General features: G+C 67.8%; 16 protein-coding genes. 5 read left to right on the forward strand and 11 right to left on the reverse strand.

Annotation, left to right across the window (positions count from 1 at the left end; genetic code table 11):
* Position 1: 1 nt before the first annotated feature.
* The 7 genes from LRM18_RS15245 to creB form a co-directional block, all read right to left on the reverse strand.
* Positions 2-493, reverse strand: coding sequence for a Fur family transcriptional regulator (locus tag LRM18_RS15245; RefSeq protein WP_004150412.1), 492 nt, complete (start codon positions 491-493; stop codon positions 2-4).
* A gap of 34 nt (positions 494-527) precedes the next feature.
* On the reverse strand, positions 528-1,931 hold the full coding sequence (gene gltX / locus LRM18_RS15250; RefSeq protein ID WP_053462516.1) for a glutamate--tRNA ligase: 1,404 nt from the start codon (positions 1,929-1,931) through the stop codon (positions 528-530).
* A gap of 154 nt (positions 1,932-2,085) precedes the next feature.
* The gene (locus tag LRM18_RS15255; RefSeq protein WP_270954941.1) at positions 2,086-3,678 is read right to left on the reverse strand and encodes a M20/M25/M40 family metallo-hydrolase; all 1,593 of its coding nucleotides are present in this window, start codon (positions 3,676-3,678) and stop codon (positions 2,086-2,088) included.
* A gap of 156 nt (positions 3,679-3,834) precedes the next feature.
* Positions 3,835-4,245, reverse strand: a complete 411-nt coding sequence (locus LRM18_RS15260) for a hypothetical protein (RefSeq protein ID WP_057493896.1) — start codon at positions 4,243-4,245, stop codon at positions 3,835-3,837.
* A 10-nt stretch (positions 4,246-4,255) separates the two neighbouring features.
* Positions 4,256-5,575: a cell envelope integrity protein CreD gene (gene creD / locus LRM18_RS15265; protein WP_057493897.1), complete on the reverse strand. Its 1,320-nt coding sequence runs from the start codon at positions 5,573-5,575 to the stop codon at positions 4,256-4,258.
* A gap of 81 nt (positions 5,576-5,656) precedes the next feature.
* A complete protein-coding gene (gene creC, locus LRM18_RS15270) occupies positions 5,657-7,117 on the reverse strand; it encodes a two-component system sensor histidine kinase CreC (protein ID WP_057493898.1) in 1,461 nt (486 codons plus the stop codon).
* A gap of 2 nt (positions 7,118-7,119) precedes the next feature.
* Positions 7,120-7,842 carry a two-component system response regulator CreB gene (creB, locus tag LRM18_RS15275; protein WP_270954942.1) on the reverse strand — a complete coding sequence of 241 codons (723 nt, stop codon included), beginning with the start codon at positions 7,840-7,842 and terminating at the stop codon, positions 7,120-7,122.
* 35 nt (positions 7,843-7,877) lie between these two features.
* Here creB and rlmJ point away from each other — a divergent pair, with 35 nt between their 5' ends.
* The 4 genes from rlmJ to LRM18_RS15295 all read left to right on the forward strand — a co-directional run bounded on the left by rlmJ (position 7,878) and on the right by LRM18_RS15295 (position 13,653).
* Positions 7,878-8,735 carry a 23S rRNA (adenine(2030)-N(6))-methyltransferase RlmJ gene (gene rlmJ, locus LRM18_RS15280; protein ID WP_049466883.1) on the forward strand — a complete coding sequence of 286 codons (858 nt, stop codon included), beginning with the start codon at positions 7,878-7,880 and terminating at the stop codon, positions 8,733-8,735.
* A 95-nt stretch (positions 8,736-8,830) separates the two neighbouring features.
* Entirely contained in the window at positions 8,831-9,376 is a 546-nt protein-coding gene (locus LRM18_RS15285; RefSeq protein ID WP_014646444.1) for a GNAT family N-acetyltransferase, read from the forward strand.
* Positions 9,377-9,525: 149 nt separating this feature from the next.
* Complete coding sequence (gene mfd, locus LRM18_RS15290) at positions 9,526-12,990, forward strand: transcription-repair coupling factor (protein WP_270954943.1); 3,465 nt, start codon at positions 9,526-9,528, stop codon at positions 12,988-12,990.
* A gap of 45 nt (positions 12,991-13,035) precedes the next feature.
* The gene (locus LRM18_RS15295) at positions 13,036-13,653 is read left to right on the forward strand and encodes an HD domain-containing phosphohydrolase (RefSeq protein WP_053505391.1); all 618 of its coding nucleotides are present in this window, start codon (positions 13,036-13,038) and stop codon (positions 13,651-13,653) included.
* 200 nt (positions 13,654-13,853) lie between these two features.
* On the opposite strand, the gene LRM18_RS15300 is transcribed toward LRM18_RS15295, so the two are convergent.
* On the reverse strand, positions 13,854-15,947 hold the full coding sequence (locus LRM18_RS15300; RefSeq protein WP_270954944.1) for a M13 family metallopeptidase: 2,094 nt from the start codon (positions 15,945-15,947) through the stop codon (positions 13,854-13,856).
* A 210-nt stretch (positions 15,948-16,157) separates the two neighbouring features.
* Entirely contained in the window at positions 16,158-16,907 is a 750-nt protein-coding gene (gpmA, locus tag LRM18_RS15305; RefSeq protein ID WP_005415787.1) for a 2,3-diphosphoglycerate-dependent phosphoglycerate mutase, read from the reverse strand.
* A 93-nt stretch (positions 16,908-17,000) separates the two neighbouring features.
* On the opposite strand from gpmA, the gene nfi reads away from it, so the two are divergent.
* Positions 17,001-17,675, forward strand: coding sequence for a deoxyribonuclease V (gene nfi, locus LRM18_RS15310; RefSeq protein ID WP_270954945.1), 675 nt, complete (start codon positions 17,001-17,003; stop codon positions 17,673-17,675).
* A 38-nt stretch (positions 17,676-17,713) separates the two neighbouring features.
* Here nfi and LRM18_RS15315 read toward each other — a convergent pair whose 3' ends face one another.
* Positions 17,714-18,694, reverse strand: coding sequence for a cation diffusion facilitator family transporter (locus tag LRM18_RS15315; protein ID WP_049464861.1), 981 nt, complete (start codon positions 18,692-18,694; stop codon positions 17,714-17,716).
* A gap of 143 nt (positions 18,695-18,837) precedes the next feature.
* Complete coding sequence (locus LRM18_RS15320) at positions 18,838-21,087, reverse strand: TonB-dependent siderophore receptor (RefSeq protein WP_064239633.1); 2,250 nt, start codon at positions 21,085-21,087, stop codon at positions 18,838-18,840.
* Positions 21,088-21,364: the final 277 nt, after the last annotated feature.

The following is a 21,364-nucleotide window of genomic DNA, read 5'->3' on the forward strand; positions in this document are numbered from 1 at the left end:
GTTAGCCGGCGCAGCGCGCGCAGAGGCCGTGCACTTCCAGCGTCTGCGCCTGTGGCTGGAAGCCCAGTTCCTTGGCGCGCTTCTCCAGCTGGGTGACGATCTCGCGGTCCTCCAGCTCCACTGCGCTGTGGCAGCTGTTGCAGATCAGGAACGGCACCGAATGCGCGGCACTGCTGGGGTGATGGCAGGCCACGAAGGCATTGACCGATTCCAGCTTGTGCACGAACCCGTTGGCCATCAGGAAGTCCAGCGCGCGGTACACGGTGGGCGGGGCATCCGCGCCCACGCCCTTGCCGTTGCGCACCCATTCCAGCAGCTCGTAGGCCTTGACCGGCTTGCCGGCCTCGGCGATCAGCTTCAGCACATTGGCGCGGATCGGGGTCAGGCGCAGCCCGCGTTCGCGCGAGACACGCTCGACCACCGCCACGAAATCCGATGCGTCGTGGACGTGGTGGTGCGGGGCGGTACAGGCAGTGGCGGTCTTGGCGGGCATGCGTGTTCTCCGGTTCGGGCGTGGCGGGGATGCGTCAGGCCGTTGCTACCTTGGTGATGGCCACATCGATGCGTTTCAAGGCCTGCTCGCGGCCGGCCAGGTACACGGTGTGGGAAATGTCAGGACTGACCTGGGTGCCGGTGATGGCCACGCGCAGCGGCTGGGCGACCTTGCCCATGCCGATTTCCAGTGCCGCCGCCGCGTCATGCAGGGCCACGCCCACCGCCTCGGCGGTCCACTCCGGCAACGCCGCCAGCAGCTCGCGGGCCTTGCCCAGCGCCACCTCGGCACCGGCCTTGAGGTGCTTGGCCACCGCCGCTTCGTCGTACTCGGTCAACGGCTGGTACCAGACCACGGCCTTCTCGGCCATTTCCTTCAGGGTCTGCACGCGTTCACGCAGGGCGATCACCACGTCCTCCGGGGCCGGGCCGGCGGCCACGTCCAGGCCCAGCTTCTGCAGCTGGTAGACCAGGTGCGGCACGATGCTGGCCACGTCCTCGGTCTTCAGGAAGTGCTGGTTGACCCAGCCCAGCTTGGCCATGTCCAGACGCGAGGCCTTGGAATTGCAGTCCTTCACGTCGAACAGGTCGATCAGCTCCTGGCGGCTGAACAGCTCCTGGTCACCGTGCGACCAGCCCAGGCGGGCCAAATAGCTCAGCAGCGCGTCGGGCAGGTAGCCGGCGTCCTTGTACTGCATCACGTCGGCCGCACCGGTGCGCTTGGACAGCTTGGCGCCCTGCTCGTCCAGGATCATCGGCATGTGGCCGAACTTCGGCACCGGGGCCCCGATGCCTTCGTACAGGTTGATCTGGCGCGGGGTGTTGTTGATGTGGTCGTCGCCGCGGATGACCTCGGTGATGCCCATGTCCCAGTCGTCCACCACCACCGCGAAGTTGTAGGTCGGGTAGCCATCCGGGCGGAAGATCACCATGTCATCCAGCTCGCTGTTGGCGATCTCGATGCGGCCCTTGATCAGGTCATCGAACACCACCGTGCCTTCCAGCGGATTCTTGAAGCGGATGACACGGTTCGGGTCGTCCCGGTACGGCAGGCCGAGCTCGCGCGCGGCGCCGTTGTAGCGCGGCTTCTCCTGCCTGGCCATGGCGGCCTCGCGCATGGCGTCCAGTTCTTCGCGGGTTTCATAGGCGTAGTACGCCTTGCCTTCAGCGATCAGCTGCTCGGCCACTTCCCGGTAGCGGGCAACGCGGTCGGTCTGGTAGATCGGGCCTTCGTCGTAATCCAGGCCCAGCCAGTCCATCGCCTCCAGGATGGCGTCGATCGCGCCCTGGGTGCTGCGTTCACGGTCGGTGTCCTCGATGCGCAGCACGAACTCGCCGCCGCGGTGGCGGGCCTCCAGCCAGCAGTACAGCGCGGTGCGTGCACCACCGATATGCAGGTAACCGGTGGGACTGGGGGCGAAGCGGGTGCGGCAGGTCATGGAGGGCTCGAGGAACGGGAATCCCCCGATTTTACCAGCCCACCGCCCCCGACGGAAAAAGGGGACGGAGGGGATTAAGTCGCGATTGCCCAGCCCCTGGGCACTGCAACCCGGCAACGGAGGGGAGATACGACTTAATCCCCTCCGTCCCCTTTTAGGGTTCGGCCTTGCGCGGGAACGGCTGCTCGCGCATCGCGGCGTTGTAGGCGAACGAGGCGACGATGGCCGCAGCCTGCTTCAGGTCTTCCGGCTCGGCGTGGTCCCAGGTGTCCAGGTGGCTGTGGTGGACATTGGTGAAGTAGTCCAGCCGGTCCTGGATGAACTGGAAGCCCGGCAGGCCGATGCGGTCGAAGCTGATGTGGTCGGTGCTGCCGGTGTTGCGGGTGGCCACGGTAGTGGCGCCCACGTCATGGAACGGGGCCAGCCAGGCTTCGAAGATCGGCATCGCCGCCAGGTTTTCCTGCGCGTAGATGCCACGGAACCGGCCCGAGCCGTTGTCCATGTTGAAGTAGACCTGGAACCTGCTGTAATCGCGGGTCTTCTGCAGCGCACCGGTTGGCTCGCGCAGCGACGCCGGCAGCGCCTTCTGGGCCGGGTCGGTGGGCTCCGGGAACCGGCCGAAATGCTTGGCCACATAAGCCTGCGAGCCGATCAGCCCCTGCTCTTCGCCGCTCCACAGCGCCACGCGGATCGTGCGCTTGGGCTTGGCGCCAGTGGCCTTGAGGATGCGCATCGCCTCCATCATCACCGCCACGCCGGCGGCGTTGTCGGCTGCGCCCGTGCCGCTGTGCCAGGAATCCAGGTGCGCACCGATCATCACCACTTCATCGGGCCGGCTGCTGCCACGGATCTCGGCCAGCGTGTTGTAGCCGGGCTGGTCGGCCTCGTCGGTGAAGCGCGCGGCCACATCCACGCGCAGCCGCACGGTCTGCTTGGCCTTCAGCGCGCGCACCAGCGGGTTGAAGTGCTCGCTGATCATCGCCAGCTCGGGAATGCCAACCGCCTCGCCGGCCTTGCGCGAACCGCCACCGGCGACGCGGATGATGCCGTTGTCCCAGCTGCTGACGCTGATCGAGGCCAGCGCGCCCTCTTCGACGAAGAAGGCGTTGACCTTGCTCGCCAGCAGCTGGCGCTCCTGGTATTCCTTGACCCGCTTGGCGCGCTCGGCGGTGGCGTCCTGGTCCTTGGGCACGGTGAACGCCTGCAGGCCTTCCAGCGAGGTCGCGTCGTGACGGTGCGAATCCGGTTCGGTGCCGCGCTTGTACTCGCGCGCCTCGCCCAGCAGCAGGATTTTGCCGCGCAGCTTGCCGCGGTACTTTTCGATGTCTTCGGGCTTCTTGATGTCGACCTGCACCAGTTCGCCTTCAACCGGCCCGTTCGTGCCCGGCGTCCAGGCCTTCGGCAGCGCATGCAGCGGCTGGATGCGGTCACCCAGCATTTCCACGCTGGCCGAGGTGAACTCCCAGCCACGGCCGAAGTCATCAAAGGCTTCATCGTGGACGTTGTCCAGCTTCCATTCGGTGAACTTGCCACGGGTCCATGCGTTGGCGCGGCCCATCGCCGGCGAGTTGGTCAGGCGCGGGCCGATGCGCTCGGTGAGATAGCTGAAGGTGTCCATCACCTGCGAACGGTGAAACGCCTCCTGCCGGATGCGGCTGACCATGTCCAGGTCCACCGCCTCGCGCTGCTGCGCCCCGGCATTGCCCCCGATCGCCAGCGCTACGGCCAGCACACCCCACTTCAACACATCGCACCCCTGCCCTTCGGCTCGATCATCAACCCACCGAGTCTAGCCAGCGGGGACGGGCGGATACCGTCCCATCGGTCATGGACAGCGGTAGAAGCGTGCGAACCACGGTTCGCACCCACAGAAGAGTGCTTGGTTCGCACCTGCCGAGCCGCTTCACCCACTCCACCCCAGCCACAGCTGCGCCCGCTCCGGGAGCAGCAGCAACCAGTGCCGCCGGTCGAAGCTGCTGCAACCGTACACCGCTGCATGCGCAGGCCAGTCATCGGGCAGGCCGCCGATGCCGATCTCGGCCAGCGCGTCCGCCCCGGCCTTCCATGGCCGGTAGCGCGGCACCTTCCCCGCCAGCGCGCCGCGTCCCTGCCGCGCGCCCTGCAACCAGGCCAGTCCCTGGCCCCGCAGTCCCTCGCAGGTCACCGCCGCCAGCTGGAAGCGGACCAGGCCGGGGGCGATCCGTGCCCCCGGCAGGGCCGCCAGCACGCCATGTGCCTGCAGCAGTGCATCCACTTCCAGCAGGGCCGGAATGCCCTGCCGCGCCCGTTGCCGGAAACTCTGGCGCCAGCCCATGGCGCGCTCCTTACTTCAGGTCCGCGCCGAGCGCGTACCAGTCGACCCGGCGGGTCACCCACATCGCCAGCGCCAGGATCACGAACAGCAGCAGCGACCCCATCAGCAGAGCGTTGTTCTCCGACACCAGCAGGCCATACAGCGCGCCGTACAGCACGGTCAGCAGCGCAGCGAAACCAAGGCCGCGCTTCCAGTGGCCCAGCACGTTGGCCAGGTACACCGCCTGCAGGCCGATACAGGCCACCGCCGAAACCAAGTAGGCCTTCCAGAACGCGATGTGCTCGGACAGGCTGATCAGCAGCAGGAAGAAGATCGCCAGCGCCAGTCCGACCATCAGGTACTGCAGCGGATGGATGCGCAGCGACTTGATCAGCTCGAACAGGATGAAGCCGACGAAGGTCAGCACCACGAACAGCACGCCGTACTTGGAGGCCCGGTCGGCCTGCGTGTAGGCATCGACCGGATCGACCAGCGACACCGTCACTGCCTGCGAATCGATGGCGCCGTCGCTACGCAGCTGGCGCTGTGCGTCGGAGGCCAGCGAAGACACCGCCCATTGTGCATCGAAGCCGCCGGCATCGACGCGGCGCTCGTTGGGCAGGAACGCACCGCTGAACGACGGATGCGGCCAGCTCGACCGCAGAGCGATGCGGGTGTCGTCACCCACCGGCACCACCGACAGCATGCGGCTGCCATCCAGGCGCAGGTCCAGCTCAACGGTACTGGCCGCGAGGGTGCCGCCCTGATCCACCGCGAAGCCACTTACCGGCGCATGCAGGCCACGCCCGATCTCGCTGGCCGCGCCGACGCCCGGCAACAGTCGCAGCGGCTTGCCGTCCACCCGCAGGTTCGGCGTTCCCACCAGGCCACGCACATCGGAAACCCCGAGCGCGACGTACGGCTGCCCATACGTGCGTCCCGCCTTCACTGGATAGTCGTCGGCGGCGAAGCTCGCCTTCAGCTGGCCGTTCCAGCTGTACACCGGCACCTTGAACAGGCCGACCTCGCGCTGGCTCGGCAGCATCTCGCCACCCACCTCCAGCGACGCCGGCATCTGCAGCCAGTGGCCCTCGGTCACCTGGATCTCGGTCTTCTTGACGCCCAGCGGGTCAACCAGTTCAACCTGCTTGCGTTCCACCCACGGCACCACCCGTACCGGCCCCACCAGCTGCTGCGCCCCGGCGCGGCTGTCGGCCACCCGGGTAAAGGCTTCGTCACGGTACTGGCTGCGCTCGTTGATGACGCCGCGGATCATCATCAGCGGCACCAGCAGCAACAGGATCAGCCCGCCGACAATGGCGAACCGCAGCAGCATCTTCAGGGATTTCATGGTCCATCCTCGTTGGAGAGGGCTGCAGGATGGACCGCCGCGGTGAGCGGGGTTTGTGGCGAATTTGAAGCGAGGGTGAAGTCAGCGGCGCGGGCGCTGGCCCGGGTTCGCCAACGGCAGCCACAGGCTGGCCACGGTGCCACCGCCGTCGCGGGTGTCGACGCTGGCGCGGCCGTCATGCAGGCGCGCGACCTCCTGCACGAACGGCAGGCCCAGGCCGGAACTGCGCCGGCCGCTGCCCGGTCGCGCCAGCGAATAGAAGCGCTCGAACACGCGTTCGCGCGCATAGTCGGGAATGCCGGTACCGCGGTCGGCCACCTGCAGGCGCACGCCCTGCCCATCCACCTCGGCCTGCAGCGCGATGTCCGCGCCGGCCGGCGAGAAAGCAATCGCGTTGTCGATCAGGTTGTGCAGCGCCTGCCGCAGCAGATAGGCGTCGCCCTGCACGCGCAGGTCGGGCGCGCTGCCGATGCTGACCTGCACGCCGGCCGCCTGCGCCCGCACCTGCGCGGACGCTGCCGCATCGGCCAGCAGCGACGGCAGCGCGATGGGGTCGCGGGTCTGCAACCAGCCATGCTGTTCCACCTCGGCCAGGGCCAGCAGCTTGTCGATGGTCTCGGTCAGCCGCTCCTGCTGGTCGACGATGCTGCGCGCGAAATGCACGCGGTCAGCCTCCGGCAACGGTTCCTGCAGCAGCTCGGCAGCACCGCGGATCGCCGCCAGCGGGCTCTTCATTTCATGCGTCAGTGACTGCACGTACTGCTCGACGTAGGCCTTGCCTTCCAGCTTGCGGCGCATCGTTTCCAGTGCCTGGCCCAGGTCGCCGATCTCGTCGCGGCGCCGCCGCGGCGGCGGCACCGGTTCGCCGGCAGTGACCGCGCGCGCATAGCGGCTCAGCTGGCCCAGACCGGTGGTGAGCCACATCGTCACCAGCACGCCGACCAGTGCCGACAATCCGATCAGCCAGGCACCACGCTCGATGATGGCGCGCTGGCTGGCGGCGATGAACGGATCGATGCTCCGATTGGGCTGGGCCAGGCTGAGCACGCCGATCAGGGTCCGCCCATCGGCCGGGTCGTATACCGGCGCGGCCACATGCATGACCGTATCGCCTTCCTGACCCGGGATCTCGGGGCTGGAACGGGCACCGTACTCGCCTCGCAGGGTGCGGTACACGTCGTTCCAGCGCGAGTTGTCGCGCCCCAGGTCGCGGCCCAGCGAGTCATAGATGACGATGCCCTTGGCGTCGGTGATGGTCACCCGATAGTCCAGCGAGCGCTTAGGGAAGCGCCAGACCATCGCCTTCAGGTCGCGCTGCCGCGCCTTGGCCAGGTTGCGGGTGAAACTGCCGCTGCGGAGCGTGCCCGCCTTGACGTCGGCGGCCGCCATCTCGGCCAGCACGTTGGCAGCATCGACCAGGGTCGATTCCATCGCCTGGCGCACGCCGGGCTTCACCTCGTTGACGAACACGCGCATCACGAAGAACGCGGCGATGCCGGTGATCAGGAAGAAGCCGAGGAACAGCTTCAGTACCAGGCGCATGGCTAGACCTCCAGCGCGTAGCCGAGGCCACGGTGGGTGCGGATCGGGTCGCTGGCGCCGGCCGCGCGCAGCTTGGCGCGCAGGGTCTTTACGTGGGTGTCGACCGTGCGGTCGGCGCTGTCGGCACTGCTGTCCCATCCGCGATCCATCAGCTGGGCACGGCTGAGGATCGCCCCCGGCCGCTGCAGCAGGGCCTCCAGCAGCGCGTACTCGTAACGGGTCAGGTCCAGCGCGTGGCCACGGAAGCGGATGCGCCGGCCTTCGCGGTCGATGGCGAAGGCGCCATGTTCCTGCCAGCCCGCCTCGGCGCTGGTTGCTGCCACCGCCGGTGCCGCACGACGCAGCCGCGCGCGCACCCGCGCCACCAGTTCGCGCGGCGAGAACGGCTTGGTCATGTAGTCGTCGGCGCCCAGCTCCAGGCCGAGCACGCGGTCCACTTCATCATTGCGGGCGGTCAGGAAGATCACCGGCAGCTGCGCCGCCGGCCCGGGCTGCGCGCGCAGCCGGCGGCAGACCTCGAAACCGCCGAGGTCGGGCAGGCCCACGTCCAGCACCACCACGTCGATATCACCGGCCTGCAGCCGCTGCAGGGCCTCCCCGCCCAGCAGGCAGTGGGTGGCGGCATAGCCTTCGCTGCGCAGCGCGTACAGCACGGTTTCGGCGATGGCGGCTTCGTCCTCGACCACCAGGACATGGGCAACGGGAGCTGTCATGGCGCGCAGCATAGCCGCTGCGGCCGCCGCCCCGTACACTGCCGCCCATGAACTATCGCCACGCCTTCCATGCCGGCAACCACGCCGACGTGCTCAAACACATCGTGCAGCTGGCCCTGATCGACAGCTTCAAGCGCAAGGACAGCCCGTTCTTCGTGCTGGACACCCACGGCGGTGCCGGCCGCTACCTGCTGGCCAGCGAAGAGAGCCGCAAGACCCTGGAGGCCGAATCGGGGATCATGCGGCTGATGGCACAGCCCAGGCTGCCGGAGGTGGTCGAGCGCTATCTGAAGGCCGTGCAGGCCGACAATCCTGTGGGGGCACTGACCAATTACCCCGGTTCCCCGCTGCTGAGCGCCCAGGCGATGCGTGCGCAGGACCGGATGGCGGTGTGCGAACTGCAGGAAGCTGAAACGGCCACGCTGAAGGCACTGTTCGCCCACGACAGCCGCGTCGACGTGCGCGCCGGCGACGGCTACGCCCTGCTGCGTTCGCTGCTGCCGCCGAAGTTCAACGGCAGCAAGATCGGTCGGGGCCTGGTGCTGATCGACCCGCCCTACGAGGCGCAGGACGCCGAATACCAGAACATCCTGGCCGCCCTGGCCGAGACCCTGGCGCGCTGGCCGCAGGCCACCTGTGCGGTCTGGTTCCCGATCAAGCAGCGCCGCACCATCCTGCATTTCCTGCGCAAGGCCTCCGCCCTGCCGGTGAAATCGGCGATGACGATCGAGTTCCTGGTGCGTCCGGACGACTCGCCGCTGCGCCTCAATGGCAGTGGCATGCTGCTGCTCAACCCGCCGTGGCAGTTCGACCGGGTGGTCGGCCCGGCCCTGCCGGCGTTGCGCCAGCACCTCGGCGAACCCGGCGCCAGCACCCGCCTGGACTGGCTCAAAGCCCCCGAATAGCGGCCTTCACGAGGCTGTACCGCCGTGAGCCTTTCGTTCACGGAATGCAGCCCCGGTGATGCCACAATCGATGGACCACCAAGGAATCACCCGGTATGGCCACTCGCAACCGCATGCCGCCCTGGCATGAGATCTTCAAGGCTCCCAGCGGCCACGAGCTGCTGATCCGCCCCATCCGCCCGGAAGATGGCGCACCGCTGCAAGCGGCGTTCAGCCTGTTCGGGCCGGAAGAAATCCGCGATCGTTTCCTGCAGGCGGTGACCGAGCTGTCGCCGGAAACCACCCAGCGCCTGACCCATCCCAATCCCAAGACCGAGATCACCCTGGTCGCAGCCGAATCGCTGCCCGCGGGCGAAGCGGTGGTCGGCGCGGTTGCCCGGGCCTCGATCATCCCCGGTACCCGCGAGGCCGAGTACGCGATCCTGATCAGCCGCTTCCTGATCGGCCAGGGCCTGGGCCGGCAGTTGATGCGCAAGCTGGTGAAGTGGGGCCGTGGCAAGTACCTGGACCGCCTGTACGGCGATGTTGCCGCCGAAAACGAGCCGATGAAGCAGCTGGCCGCCTCGCTGGGCTTCAAGCCGGTGCCGCACCCGGCCGGTGCCGAGGGGCTGGTGCGCATGGTGCTGGAGCTGGACAACTGACGGAGGCGCCGAGCCTTGCCCGCCGACGCATTCCGGTAATGCCGGCCGCTGGCCGGCATTGCCAAACCCCAACGGTACATGAGGCGGCCAGCCAGCGGCCGGCACGACCGGACGGGCGTTGACCGGGCTTCTGCTAAAATCGGCGGTCCATGTCGCGTACCTCATACCCCGCCCCGCCGCTGCCGCGCGCCGGCCAGCTCCGCGCCTGGTGGCGCGCCCCCGCATCGCCGACCGCCCTGGCCTGGTACCTGGCCCAGGCCGCGCGCGCGCACGATGCCCCGCTGCTGGTGATCGCCCGTGACAACCACGGGGCCAACCAGCTCGAAGCCGATCTGCAGACCCTGCTCGGCGGCGACCCGGCCGTGCCGGTGGTCGCCTTCCCGGACTGGGAAACCCTGCCCTACGACCGCTTCAGCCCGCACCCGGACATCATCTCGCAGCGCCTGGCCGCCCTGCACCGCCTGCCCGCGCTGAAGCGCGGCCTGGTGATCGTGCCGGTGCAGACCCTGCTGCAGCAGCTGGCCCCGCGCAGCTACGTGATCGGTGGCAGCTTCGACCTGAAGGTCGGCCAGCGCCTGGACCTGGACGCCGAGAGGCGGCGCCTGGAAAGCGCCGGCTACCGCAACGTGCCGCAGGTGATGGACCCGGGTGACTTCGCCGTGCGCGGTGGCCTGCTCGACGTGTTCCCGATGGGGGCCGACGAGCCGCTGCGGATCGAGCTGCTGGACGAGGACATCGACTCGATCCGCGCCTTCGACCCGGAAAGCCAGCGCTCGCTGGACAAGGTCGACGCCGTGCACATGCTGCCCGGCCGCGAAGTGCCGATGGACGAGGCCAGCATCGCCCGCGTGCTGGCCACGCTGCGCGAGCGCTTCGACGTGGACACCCGGCGCAGTTCGCTGTACCAGGATCTGAAGTCCGGGCTGGCCCCGGCCGGCGTCGAGTACTACCTGCCGCTGTTCTTCGAGCGCACCGCGACGCTGTTCGACTATCTGCCCGACGGCAGCCTGCCGGTGGTCTGCACCGGTGCGTATGAAGCGTCCGTCGCGTTCTGGGCGCAGACCGCTGACCGCTATGAGCAGCGCCGCCATGATGTGGAGCGCCCGCTGCTGCCGCCGTCGGCGCTGTACCTGTCACCGGAGCTGCTGCGCGAGCGCCTCAATGATGCCCCGCGCATCGAGGTGTGGTCGGCGGACCACGCACGCATCGCCGACGCGCACGCGCTGGGCGACCAGTCGCTGCCACCGCTGCCGGTGGCGGCGCGCGATGCGCCGGCCGGCGAGGCGCTGAAATCCTTCCTCGGCCATTACCCGGGCCGGGTGCTGATCGCGGCCGATTCGCCCGGCCGCCGCGAGGCCCTGCTGGAAGTGTTGCAGGCCGCTGAACTGAAGCCGCCGGTGGTGGCCGACCTGCCCGGCTTCCTCGCCGACGATGCGCGCTTCGCGATCGCGGTGGCGCCGCTGGAAGATGGCTTCGCGCTGGACGACCCGCGCATCGCGGTACTGACCGAGCGCCAGCTGTTCCCCGAGCGCGCCGGCAGCGCCCGCCGCACGCGCCGTGCCGGGCGCGAGCCGGAAGCGATCATCCGCGACCTCGGCGAACTGACCGAAGGCGCGCCGATCGTGCACGAGGACCATGGCGTCGGCCGCTACCGTGGCCTGATCGCAATGGATGTCGGCGGCATGCCCGGCGAGTTCCTGGAAATCGAGTACGCCAAGGGCGACCGGCTGTATGTGCCGGTCGCGCAGCTGCACCTGATCAGCCGCTACTCCGGTGCGTCGCCGGAAACCGCGCCGCTGCACTCGCTCGGTGGCGAGCAGTGGAGCAAGGCCAAGCGCAAGGCCGCCGAGAAGGTGCGCGACGTTGCCGCCGAACTGCTGGAAATCCAGGCCCGCCGCCAGGCGCGTGCCGGCCTGGCATTGCAGGTGGACCGCGCGATGTACGAGCCGTTCGCGGCCGGTTTCCCGTTCGAGGAAACCCCGGACCAGCTGGCGGCGATCGATGCCACGCTGCGTGACCTGGCCAGCAGCCAGCCGATGGACCGCGTGGTCTGCGGCGACGTGGGCTTCGGCAAGACCGAGGTTGCGGTGCGGGCTGCCTTCGCTGCGGCCAGCGCCGGCAAGCAGGTGGCGGTGCTGGTGCCAACCACGCTGCTGGCCGAGCAGCACTACCGCAATTTCCGCGACCGTTTCGCCGATTACCCGCTGAAGGTGGAGGTGCTGTCGCGCTTCAAGACCAGCAAGGAAATCAAGGCCGAACTGGAGAAGGTCGCCGCCGGCACCATCGACGTGATCGTCGGCACCCACCGCCTGCTGCAGCCGGACGTGAAGTTCAAGGACCTGGGCATGGTCATCGTCGACGAAGAGCAGCGTTTCGGCGTGCGCCAGAAGGAAGCGCTGAAGGCGCTGCGCGCCAACGTGCACCTGCTGACCCTGACCGCCACGCCGATCCCGCGCACGTTGAACATGGCCATGGCCGGCCTGCGCGACCTGTCGATCATCGCCACGCCGCCGCCGAACCGGCTGGCGGTGCAGACCTTCATCACCCAGTGGGACAACGCGCTGCTGCGCGAGGCGTTCCAGCGCGAGCTGGCGCGTGGTGGCCAGCTGTACTTCCTGCACAACGACGTGGAGAGCATCGGCCGCATGCAGCGCGAGCTGTCCGAGCTGGTGCCCGAAGCCCGTATCGGTATCGCGCACGGGCAGATGCCCGAGCGCGAGCTGGAAAAGGTGATGCTGGATTTCCAGAAGCAGCGCTTCAACGTGCTGCTGTCGACCACGATCATCGAGTCCGGCATCGACATCCCCAACGCCAACACCATCATCATCAACCGCGCCGACCGCTTCGGCCTGGCCCAGCTGCACCAGCTGCGCGGCCGCGTCGGGCGTTCACACCACCGCGCCTACGCCTACCTGATCACCCCTGACCGCCGCGCGATCACGCCCGATGCCGAAAAGCGCCTGGAAGCGATCGCCTCGATGGACGAACTGGGTGCCGGTTTCACCCTGGCCACGCACGATCTGGAGATCCGTGGCGCCGGTGAACTGCTCGGCGAGGACCAGAGCGGGCAGATGGCCGAAGTCGGCTTCAGCCTGTACACCGAGCTGCTGGAGCGCGCGGTGCGCAGCATCAGGCTGGGCAAGCTGCCCGACCTGGATGCCGGCGAGGAAGTACGCGGCGCCGAGGTCGAGCTGCATGTGCCGGCGCTGATCCCGGAAGACTACCTGCCCGACGTGCACACCCGCCTGACGCTGTACAAGCGTATTTCCAGCGCGCGCGACAGCGACGCGCTGCGTGAGCTGCAGGTGGAGATGATCGACCGCTTCGGCCTGCTGCCGGATGCGGCCAAGCACCTGTTCGCCATCGCCGAGCTGAAGTTGAAGGCCAACACGCTGGGCATCCGCAAGCTGGACCTGGGCGAGAACGGTGGCCGCATCGTGTTCGAGTCCAAGCCCAACATCGACCCGATGGCGGTGATCCAGCTGATCCAGAAGCAACCGAACCTCTACGCCATGGAAGGGCCTGACAAGCTGCGCATCAAGCATCCGCTGCCGTTGCCGGAAGACCGCTTCAACGCGGCCCGCGCCCTTCTGACCACCCTCGCCCCGGGTTGATCGCCCCCCCGCACACCCGCATCGGCGCGCAGCCGGTGCGGGCGGATGACCATGTTTCCTGACGCCGTACCCGCCCCCGACCTGCTGCACGCGCAGGCCTGCCTGATCGATGCCCTCTCGATGTCGCTGCAGATGCGCGACGCCTACACCCGTCACCACTGCGACCGCGTGGGCCTGCTGGCCCGCTGCCTGGCCACGCACTGCGATCTCGCCCCCCCGGCCTGTGCGCAGATCGGCCTGGCCGCACGCTTCCACGACATCGGCAAGATCGGCATACCCGACGATGTTCTGCTGGCGCCGCGCCAGCATACCGAAGAAGAACGCGCGATCATGCGCGAGCATCCGGTGCGCGGCGAGCATATCTTCCTGGCCACCGGCCGCAGCGATGCCGCACCGGTGGCACGGCTGATCCGCGCCCATCACGAAGCCTTCGATGGCAGCGGCTACCCCGACGGATTGCGCGGCGAGTCCATCCCGCTGGGCGCGCGCATCGTCACCATCGTCGATGCCTACGATGCGCTGACCAGCGTACGCCCCTATCGCGACGCGATGGAGCACGAAACCGCGTTGCGGATCATCGAAGCGCAGTCCGGCGGGCTGGTGGACCCCTACGTGCTGCAGCGCTTCCATCGCATGCTGGCGCGCGCGCCGGCGCTGGCCTGAGATCTTCCCGACGGTGAAACAACCCGCCGGTAGAGTCGACTGTTAGTCGACTGCTCTTCGTCCAGATCGCGAAAATCCCGCGCTGCGCGCGATAGTCGACTAACAGTCGACTCTACCAGTCGGCGCTGTGCTGCCGGCCTGGAAGACAAAAGGCCCGGCATTCGCCGGGCCTTTCGCATCACGCGTTCACGGGTGATCGATTACCAGATCACCACGCGCTTGTCGTCGGCACGCACCATTGCATCGCCGGCCTTGCACTGGAAGGCGGCCGCGAACGAAGGCATGTTCGACGGTGCACCGTTGGCACGGAAGTTGGCCGGCGCATGCGGATCGGTGTTGAGGCGGACGCGCAGCTCACCATCGGTGAAATTGCGGCGCCACACCGTGGCCCAGTTCATGAAGAAGCGCTGGTCCTGGCTGTGGCCATCGACCTCGACATTCGCCTTGGGGTCTTCCTTCAGCGCCATCTGCAGCGCGTCATAGGCCACGGTCAGCCCGCCCAGGTCGCCGATGTTCTCGCCCAGGGTCAGCTTGCCCTTCACGTTCACCCCCGGCACCGCTTCATAGCCGTCGAACTGCGCGACCAGCTGGTCGGTACGCTCGGTGAAGGCCTTGCGGTCGGCGTCGGTCCACCAGTTGTCGAAGTTGCCGTTGGCGGCGAACTGGCTGCCCGAGTCGTCGTAGCCATGCATCATCTCGTGGCCGATGACCGCACCGATGCCGCCGTAGTTCAGCGCCGGATCGGCCTTGGCGTCGAAGAACGGCGCCTGCAGGATCGCCGCCGGGAACACGATCTCGTTCTTGGTGGCGTTGTAGTACGCGTTGACGGTCTGCGGGGTCATGCCCCACTCGGTCTTGTCCACCGGCTTGCCGATCTTGTCCAGCATGTAGCGGTAGTTGAACGCACGCGCCGCCTGCATGTTGCCCAGGTAGCTGTCGCCGTTGGTCTGCAGGCCCGCCCAGTCACGCCACTTGTCCGGGTAACCGATCTTCGGGGTGAAGCTGGCCCACTTTTCCAGCGCCTTCTTCTTGGTTTCTTCGCCCATCCACGGCAGCTGCTCCAGGCGCGCCTTCAGCGCCTGCGACAGGTTCTCCACCAGGTGCTGCATGGCGACCTTCGACTCGGCCGGGAACACGGCGTCCACGTACAGCTGGCCCAGCGCTTCACCCATGCCACCGTTGACCGACTCCAGCACGCGCTTCCAGCGCGGCTGCATTTCCTTCTGGCCGCGCAGGGTGGTGCCGTAGAAATCGAAGTTGGCCTTCTCGAACTGGCTGCTCAGGTACGGCGAGGCGTCGTCGATGGTGTGGAAGCGCAGATAGGCCTGCCAGGTGCTGGCCGGCACGTCGGCGAGCATCTTGTCCATTTCACTGAAGAAGCCGGGCTGGGCCAGCGAGAACTTCTGCGCGGCCGGCACCTTCAGGGTGTCGAACAGCGCGGTCCAGCTGAAGTTCGGGGTCAGCCTGTCGGCGTCGGCGGCGCTGAGCGGGTTGTAGCGCTTGGCCGGATCACGCATTTCGATGCGCGACATCGAGGCCTTCGCCAGGCGGGTTTCGAAGGCCATCACGGCCTTGGCCTGCTCGGCGGCCTGCGCCGCGTCCACGCCGGACAGGGTCAGCACCTGTGCGATGTAGGTCACGTAGGCATCGCGGATCTTGGCCTGCGCATCGTCGAAGTAGTAGCCCTTCTCCGGCAGGCCCAGGCCACCCTGGCCGACGTAGGCGATGACGTTGGCCGAATCCTTGTAGTCGGCATTGGCGAACAGCGAGAACAGCACGCCCTTGCCCTCGGCCTGGCTGTCGCGCAGGTACCGGGTGATGGCGGCGGTGTCGTTCAGCGCGGCGATCTTGTCCAGCTGCGGCTGCAGCGGCGCCAGGCCGGCAGCTTCGATCTTCGCTTCGTCGTTGCCGGTCTTCCAGATGTCACCGATCTTGGCTTCCACCGAGCCGGCCTTGGCCTGGCTGGCGGCGGCCTGCTGCACCAGCGCGTGCTGCACTTCCAGCGAGCGCTCGCGCAGGATCTCGAAGCTGCCCCAGGTGGTCTGGTCGCCCGGCACCGGGTTGGCCTTCAGCCACTTGCTGTTGACGAAGCCATTGAGGTCGGTACAGGCCGAAATGGCCGGATTGAGGTCGGCGCTGTTGAGCGAGATCAGCGGCGTCTTGATCTGCGACAGGTCGAAGGCCGGCTTGGCGTCGGCACTGGCCGCCGGGGCGGTTTCGTTCTTGCCACACGCCGCCAGTGAGGCAGCGATGGCGATGGTCAGGCCCAGCGGGACCAGGTTGCGGACGTTCATGAGGCTCTCCTGCGGGTAATTTCACAGGGTAGCCGGGGGAGCGGCGCTGGGGACCGGCCAAAGGTCACAGCACGCGGCTTCTGTAGAGTCGAGCCATGCTCGACTGCTCTCCGTTCCGGGTTCATGCTTCCTGCGGCAAAAGCCCAAAGCGGCCGAGCGTGGGCTCGGCTCTACAAAAAGAAAGGCCGGCTTGCGCCGGCCTTCTGCTTCTTACTTCGCCTTGCCCTGGTTGGCCACGGCTTCGGCAGCCTTGCGTGCTGCTTCCGGGTCGCCCAGGTAGCGGAACGACTGCACGGTCAGGTCGTCGTTCAGTTCGAACAGCAGCGGGATGCCGGTCGGGATGTTCAGCTCGAGGATCTCCTCGCGCGAGACATTGTTGAGGTACTTGTACAGCGCGCGCAGCGAGTTGCCGTGCGCGGTGACCAGTACGGTCTTGCCGTCCTTCAGCTGCGGTGCGATGGCGTCGTGCCAGTACGGCAGCACGCGGTCCAGGGTGGTGGCCAGCGACTCGGTGCCCGGCAGCGCGTTGCGGTCCAGGCCGGCGTAGCGGCGGTCATGGATCGGGTGGCCCGGATCTTCCAGGTCCATCGGCGGCGGCGGGATGTCGTACGAACGACGCCAGACCTTGACCTGCTCTTCGCCGTGCTTGGCCGCGGTCTCGGCCTTGTCCAGCCCCTGCAGGCCGCCGTAGTGCCGCTCGTTGAGGCGCCAGGACTTGTTCACCGGCAGCCAGTCCTGCTCCAGCTCGGCCAGCGCACCCTGCAGGGTATGGATGGCGCGCTTGAGCACGGAGGTGTGGGCAACGTCGAACTGCAGGCCTTCCTCGCGCATCAGGCGGCCGGCGGCGGCCGCTTCGCGACGCCCCTGCTCGGTCAGGTCGACATCGACCCAGCCGGTGAAGCGGTTGTCCAGGTTCCACTGGCTCTGGCCATGGCGCAACAGTACGAGTCTACGGGTCACTGCAGGGTCTCCAACGCGAGGAAAGGCAGGCCGCCATTGTAGCCCGGCCGCCGCTCACCGGGCCGTGGCGCCGCCCGTGCGATGCTGTGACCCATGAATACGGTGATCGACCCTGGACGCTGGGAAGGCAGCGTCGCTGCCGCCCGTGCGCAGCAGCTGCAACTGGCAGGCCGCGTGGAGCGCCAGGACCGCCTGCCACGCAACGTGCGCTGGCTGGCCGGGATGGATGTCGGCTTCGAGGACAACGGCGCCATCACCCGCGCCGCGGCGGTACTGCTGGACGCGGAGACGCTGAAGCCCGTGGCACAGGAGATCGCGCGCATCCCCACGGTGATGCCCTACATCCCCGGCCTGCTCAGCTTCCGCGAGCTGCCGGCACTGCTGGCCGCACTGGCGCTGCTGCCACGCGTGCCGGACCTGGTGTTCGTCGATGGCCACGGCATCAGCCATCCGCGCAGGCTGGGCGTGGCTGCGCATCTGGGCGTGGTCACCGACCTGCCGAGCATCGGGGTAGCGAAGTCGAAGCTGGTGGGGCGATTCGTCGAACCGGGCGCCGAGGCCGGTGCACATGCGCCGCTGCAGGATGGCGACGAACAACTGGGCTGGGTGCTGCGCAGCAAGGTGCACTGCAAGCCGCTGTTCGTGGCCGGCGGCCATCGGGTCAGTGCGGATACCGCGCTGGACTGGGTGCAGCGCACGCTGCGCGGCTACCGGCTGCCGGAGCCGACCCGGCTGGCGGATCGGCTGGCCTCGCGACGCGACGCATGACCGCACCGGGCATTCCCCGGTGCGGCCTTCATTTTCATTCAACGATGCACGTGGCCGCGATGGCCCTGCGCATCCTCGCCGTGGTCGTGGCCTTCATGGCCCTGCTGCGCGCCGCCCTTGGCCGACGCCGGTCCAGCGCAGGCTTCACCACAGTGGTCCGCTTCGATCTGCAGCGTCACGTGTTCGATGCCGAAGTCATCGTGCAGGCGCCCGCCCAGCTCGCGGCGCAGCACATCGGCATCGGTGCCGTCGCGCATCACGATGTGCGCGGTCAGCGCCGGCGTGCTCGAGGCCAGCGCCCACACATGCAGGTCATGCACGTCCATCACCGCGGCATGACCGGACAGGCTGTCGCGCACCTTGGCCACGTCCATGCCCTTGGGCACGCCTTCCAGCAGCACGTTGATCGCCTCGCGCATCAGCACGTAGGTGCGCGGCAGTACCCATAGCCCGATCAGTACCGCCAGGATCGGATCGATCGGCTTCCAGCCCGTCCACTTGATCAACAATGCGCCGGCAATCACCGCCACCGAACCGAGCATGTCCGCCCACACTTCCAGGTAGGCGCCCTTCACGTTGAGGCTCTCGCCACTGCCGGCCTGCAGCAGGCGCATCGAGATCAGGTTGATGACCAGACCGACGGCCGCGATCACCAGCATGCCGGAGGACGCGATCTCCTGCGGCTGGCGGAAACGGCCGACCGCCTCCCACAGGATGTAGGCGGCGACCACGAACAGCATGGCACCGTTGATCATCGCGCCCAGCGCCTCCAGCCGTGCATAGCCGTAGGTGCGGCGCGCATCGGGTGGGCGCCGGCTCAGCCGCACCGCAACCAGCGCGATCATCAGCGCCAGGGCGTCGGTGGCCATGTGTGCCGCGTCGGACAGCAGCGCCAGGCTGTTGGTCCAGAACGCGCCCACCACCTCGACGACGAGGAAGGTGGAGGTCAGGCCGAGCGCCCACCACAAGGGCTTCTCGTGGCGGATCTGGGACGGCAGGTGATCGTGGTCGTGGCCCATGGCAACAGCTCCTTTGCGGTGCGGTGCAGGCTACGCCGTGCTGGCGGGGGAGACTATTACGGTGTTTATAACATTGCAGGCGTGCAGCACCGGTGCCGCCGGGCAGGACCCGGCGGCCACGGCGGATCTGCACTTGCGTATGCTCAGAACCCGAAGCGCAGGCTGGCCCAGTACGCGCGGCCGGGCTCGTTGTAGGTCGCCGCGCCAGCATCGCTGCTGTTGGCCTCGCGGAACAGGCGCTTGTCGGCCAGGTTGTTGACGCCGAAGCCGAAGCTGACGGTCTCGGTCACCCTGTAGCGGGCGCTCACGCCCCAGATGTTGTAGGCACCCCGGTCCTGCAGCGCGATCGAGGGATCGCAGCTGCCGGTGCAGCGCGGATCATTGTTGATGTTGGCGGTGGCCGGTTCCTGCTTGCCGTAGAACGTGCCGGTCAGCAGCAGCGACAGCCTGTCGGTGGCCTGCCAGTCCAGCATGGTGTTGATCGTGTACTTCGGAATCACCGACAGCGGCTGGCGCGTGGTCTTGTTCTCGTTCTCCACCATGTAGGTGAAGTTGTTGCTCCACTTCAGGCGGCTGCCCTGCTCGCCCAGCAACGGGATCACCAGGTTGCCTTCCAGGCCCTGCACGATCGCCTTCGGCGCATTCTCCCAGCGGAAGATGCGGCCCTTGGTGTCGGCGGTCAGCCCGATCTGGGTGTAACCGGCCTGGATCTTGTCCTTGTAGTCGTTGTGGAAGTAGGTCAACGACGCCTGCCAGCCGCTCTGCGGTGCCCACTCGACGCCCAGTTCCTTGTTCAGGCTGGTTTCCGCCTTCAGGTCCGCATTGCCGCGCATGTAGCAGCCGGCGCCCAGGCTCGGCAGTGCATTCGGGCAGCCATTGCCACGGGTGTAGTACAGATAGTCCGGATTGGACTGGTACAGGTTCGGCGCCTTGAATGCCCGGGCGATACCGCCCTTCACCACCCAGTCGCCGCTGATGCGGAACTGCGCATTGAGGCTGGGGCTGGTGTTGTTGCCGAACTGGCTGTGGTGGTCGAAGCGCAGGCCCGGGGTGACGATCCAGCGCTCGCCCAGGTAGATGTTGTCTTCCACGAATACCGCAGTGGTCTGCGCGTCGGCCTTGCCACGCGCACGATCGGCCGACAGCCCCGGGATGCCGCCGCCGCTGCTGCTGGACTGGCTCATCGAATAGGGATCGGTCAAGCGGCTGTCCAGGTACTCGAAGCCGAGCGTCCAGACGTTCTCGGCGCCGCCCAGCGTGGTCGGGAAACTCACTTCGCCATCCAGCTGGTAGTTGCGCAGGCGCGAGGTCGACCAGTCGGTGCCGTTGAAGCTGCCCTCCGGGCCACCGGCCAGGCCTTCGTTGATGCGCGAGTTGTTGACCGCCTCCACCGCAGCCGTCACTCGCGAGGTCACGTCGCCCCAGCGCCCACGATGGGTGATCGCGCCGGTGGTGCGGTACATGCGGTTGGTCTCCGCTTCGCCTTCGGCCAGCGCCGCCAGGTCAACGCCGGTCGAGGTACCGGTGGTGCTGACCGCGCGGTCACCGGCATAGATGTTGCCCTGGCGGCTGGTGCCGGCTTCGAACTCCACCACCTGGTCGGCGGTCACGTCCCAGCGCAGCAACGCGTTGACGTCGCGGTTCTTGACGCCCTCGCGGCCAGCCGGCGGCACCGCGTTCGGGTTGGTCGCGTACTGGCGGTTGAGGTCCAGTGAGTCGGCGTCGGTCCTGTTGAGGTTGCCGTACAGGCGGAACGACAGGGTGTCGGTCATCGGCCCGCTCAGCTGCAGGCCGACGCGCTCGCTGCCGCCTTCGGTGCTGTGCTCGGGCACCAGGCCATACAGGTCGACCGCGCCGGTCAGGTCGCCGGTCGGGCGCTTGGTGATGATGTTGACCACGCCGCCGGACGCGCCGGAACCATAGCGTGCCGCCGCCGGGCCGCGCAGCACTTCGATGCGCTCGATCATTTCCGCCGGCACCCAGTTGGTATCGCCGCGCGTATTGCGTTCGCCACTGCGGCCCATGCGCACAGCATCGCGCGCGCCGATGCGCTTGCCATCGACTAGGATCAGGGTGTTTTCCGGACCCATGCCGCGCAGGTCGATCTGGCGGTTGTTGCCGTACTGGCCCGAGGCGCTGTTGCCGGTGAGGTTGACGCCCGGCATGGTCCGCAGCAGTTCGGCGATGTCGTTGGCCGGCGGGCGCCGGGCGATGTCCTCGGCGGTAATGGTCGAGGTGCCCAACGCCTGGCGGGCAATCTGCGAAGCGGTGACATGCACGGTATCGATATCGGTAGCGTCGGTTTCAGCCTGGGCGGTCAGGGCGCTGCCCGCCAGCAGGGCGGCAACGGCAAGCGCCAGCGGGCGCGGCGAAAGGGCAACGGCAGGGGACATGATCTGGACCTTCTGGCAGGGCAACGGGGCCTCTGGCAAAGGGCTTGAGGCAACGACGAGGAGGGAGGCGGAGCGTCGCTGCAGTCGCCTGCGGCCCGATCCGTGCGCGCATTCTCCCACCAATGCGAGTGATTCTCAAATGCGTTCACTCATTGCAGCGGTGATGCCGATGTGCTGCGCGCACGGCACGCGCCTGCATCACGCTTAAACTGGCGGGCCAACCCGCCATCAACCGCACGCCAGCCCGGCCGATATCGGTGGTTTGCCGTACGCAGTC

Origin of the sequence: Stenotrophomonas sp. PI_27, assembly GCF_027854495.1 — a bacterium.
Taxonomy (GTDB): domain Bacteria; phylum Pseudomonadota; class Gammaproteobacteria; order Xanthomonadales; family Xanthomonadaceae; genus Stenotrophomonas; species Stenotrophomonas pavanii.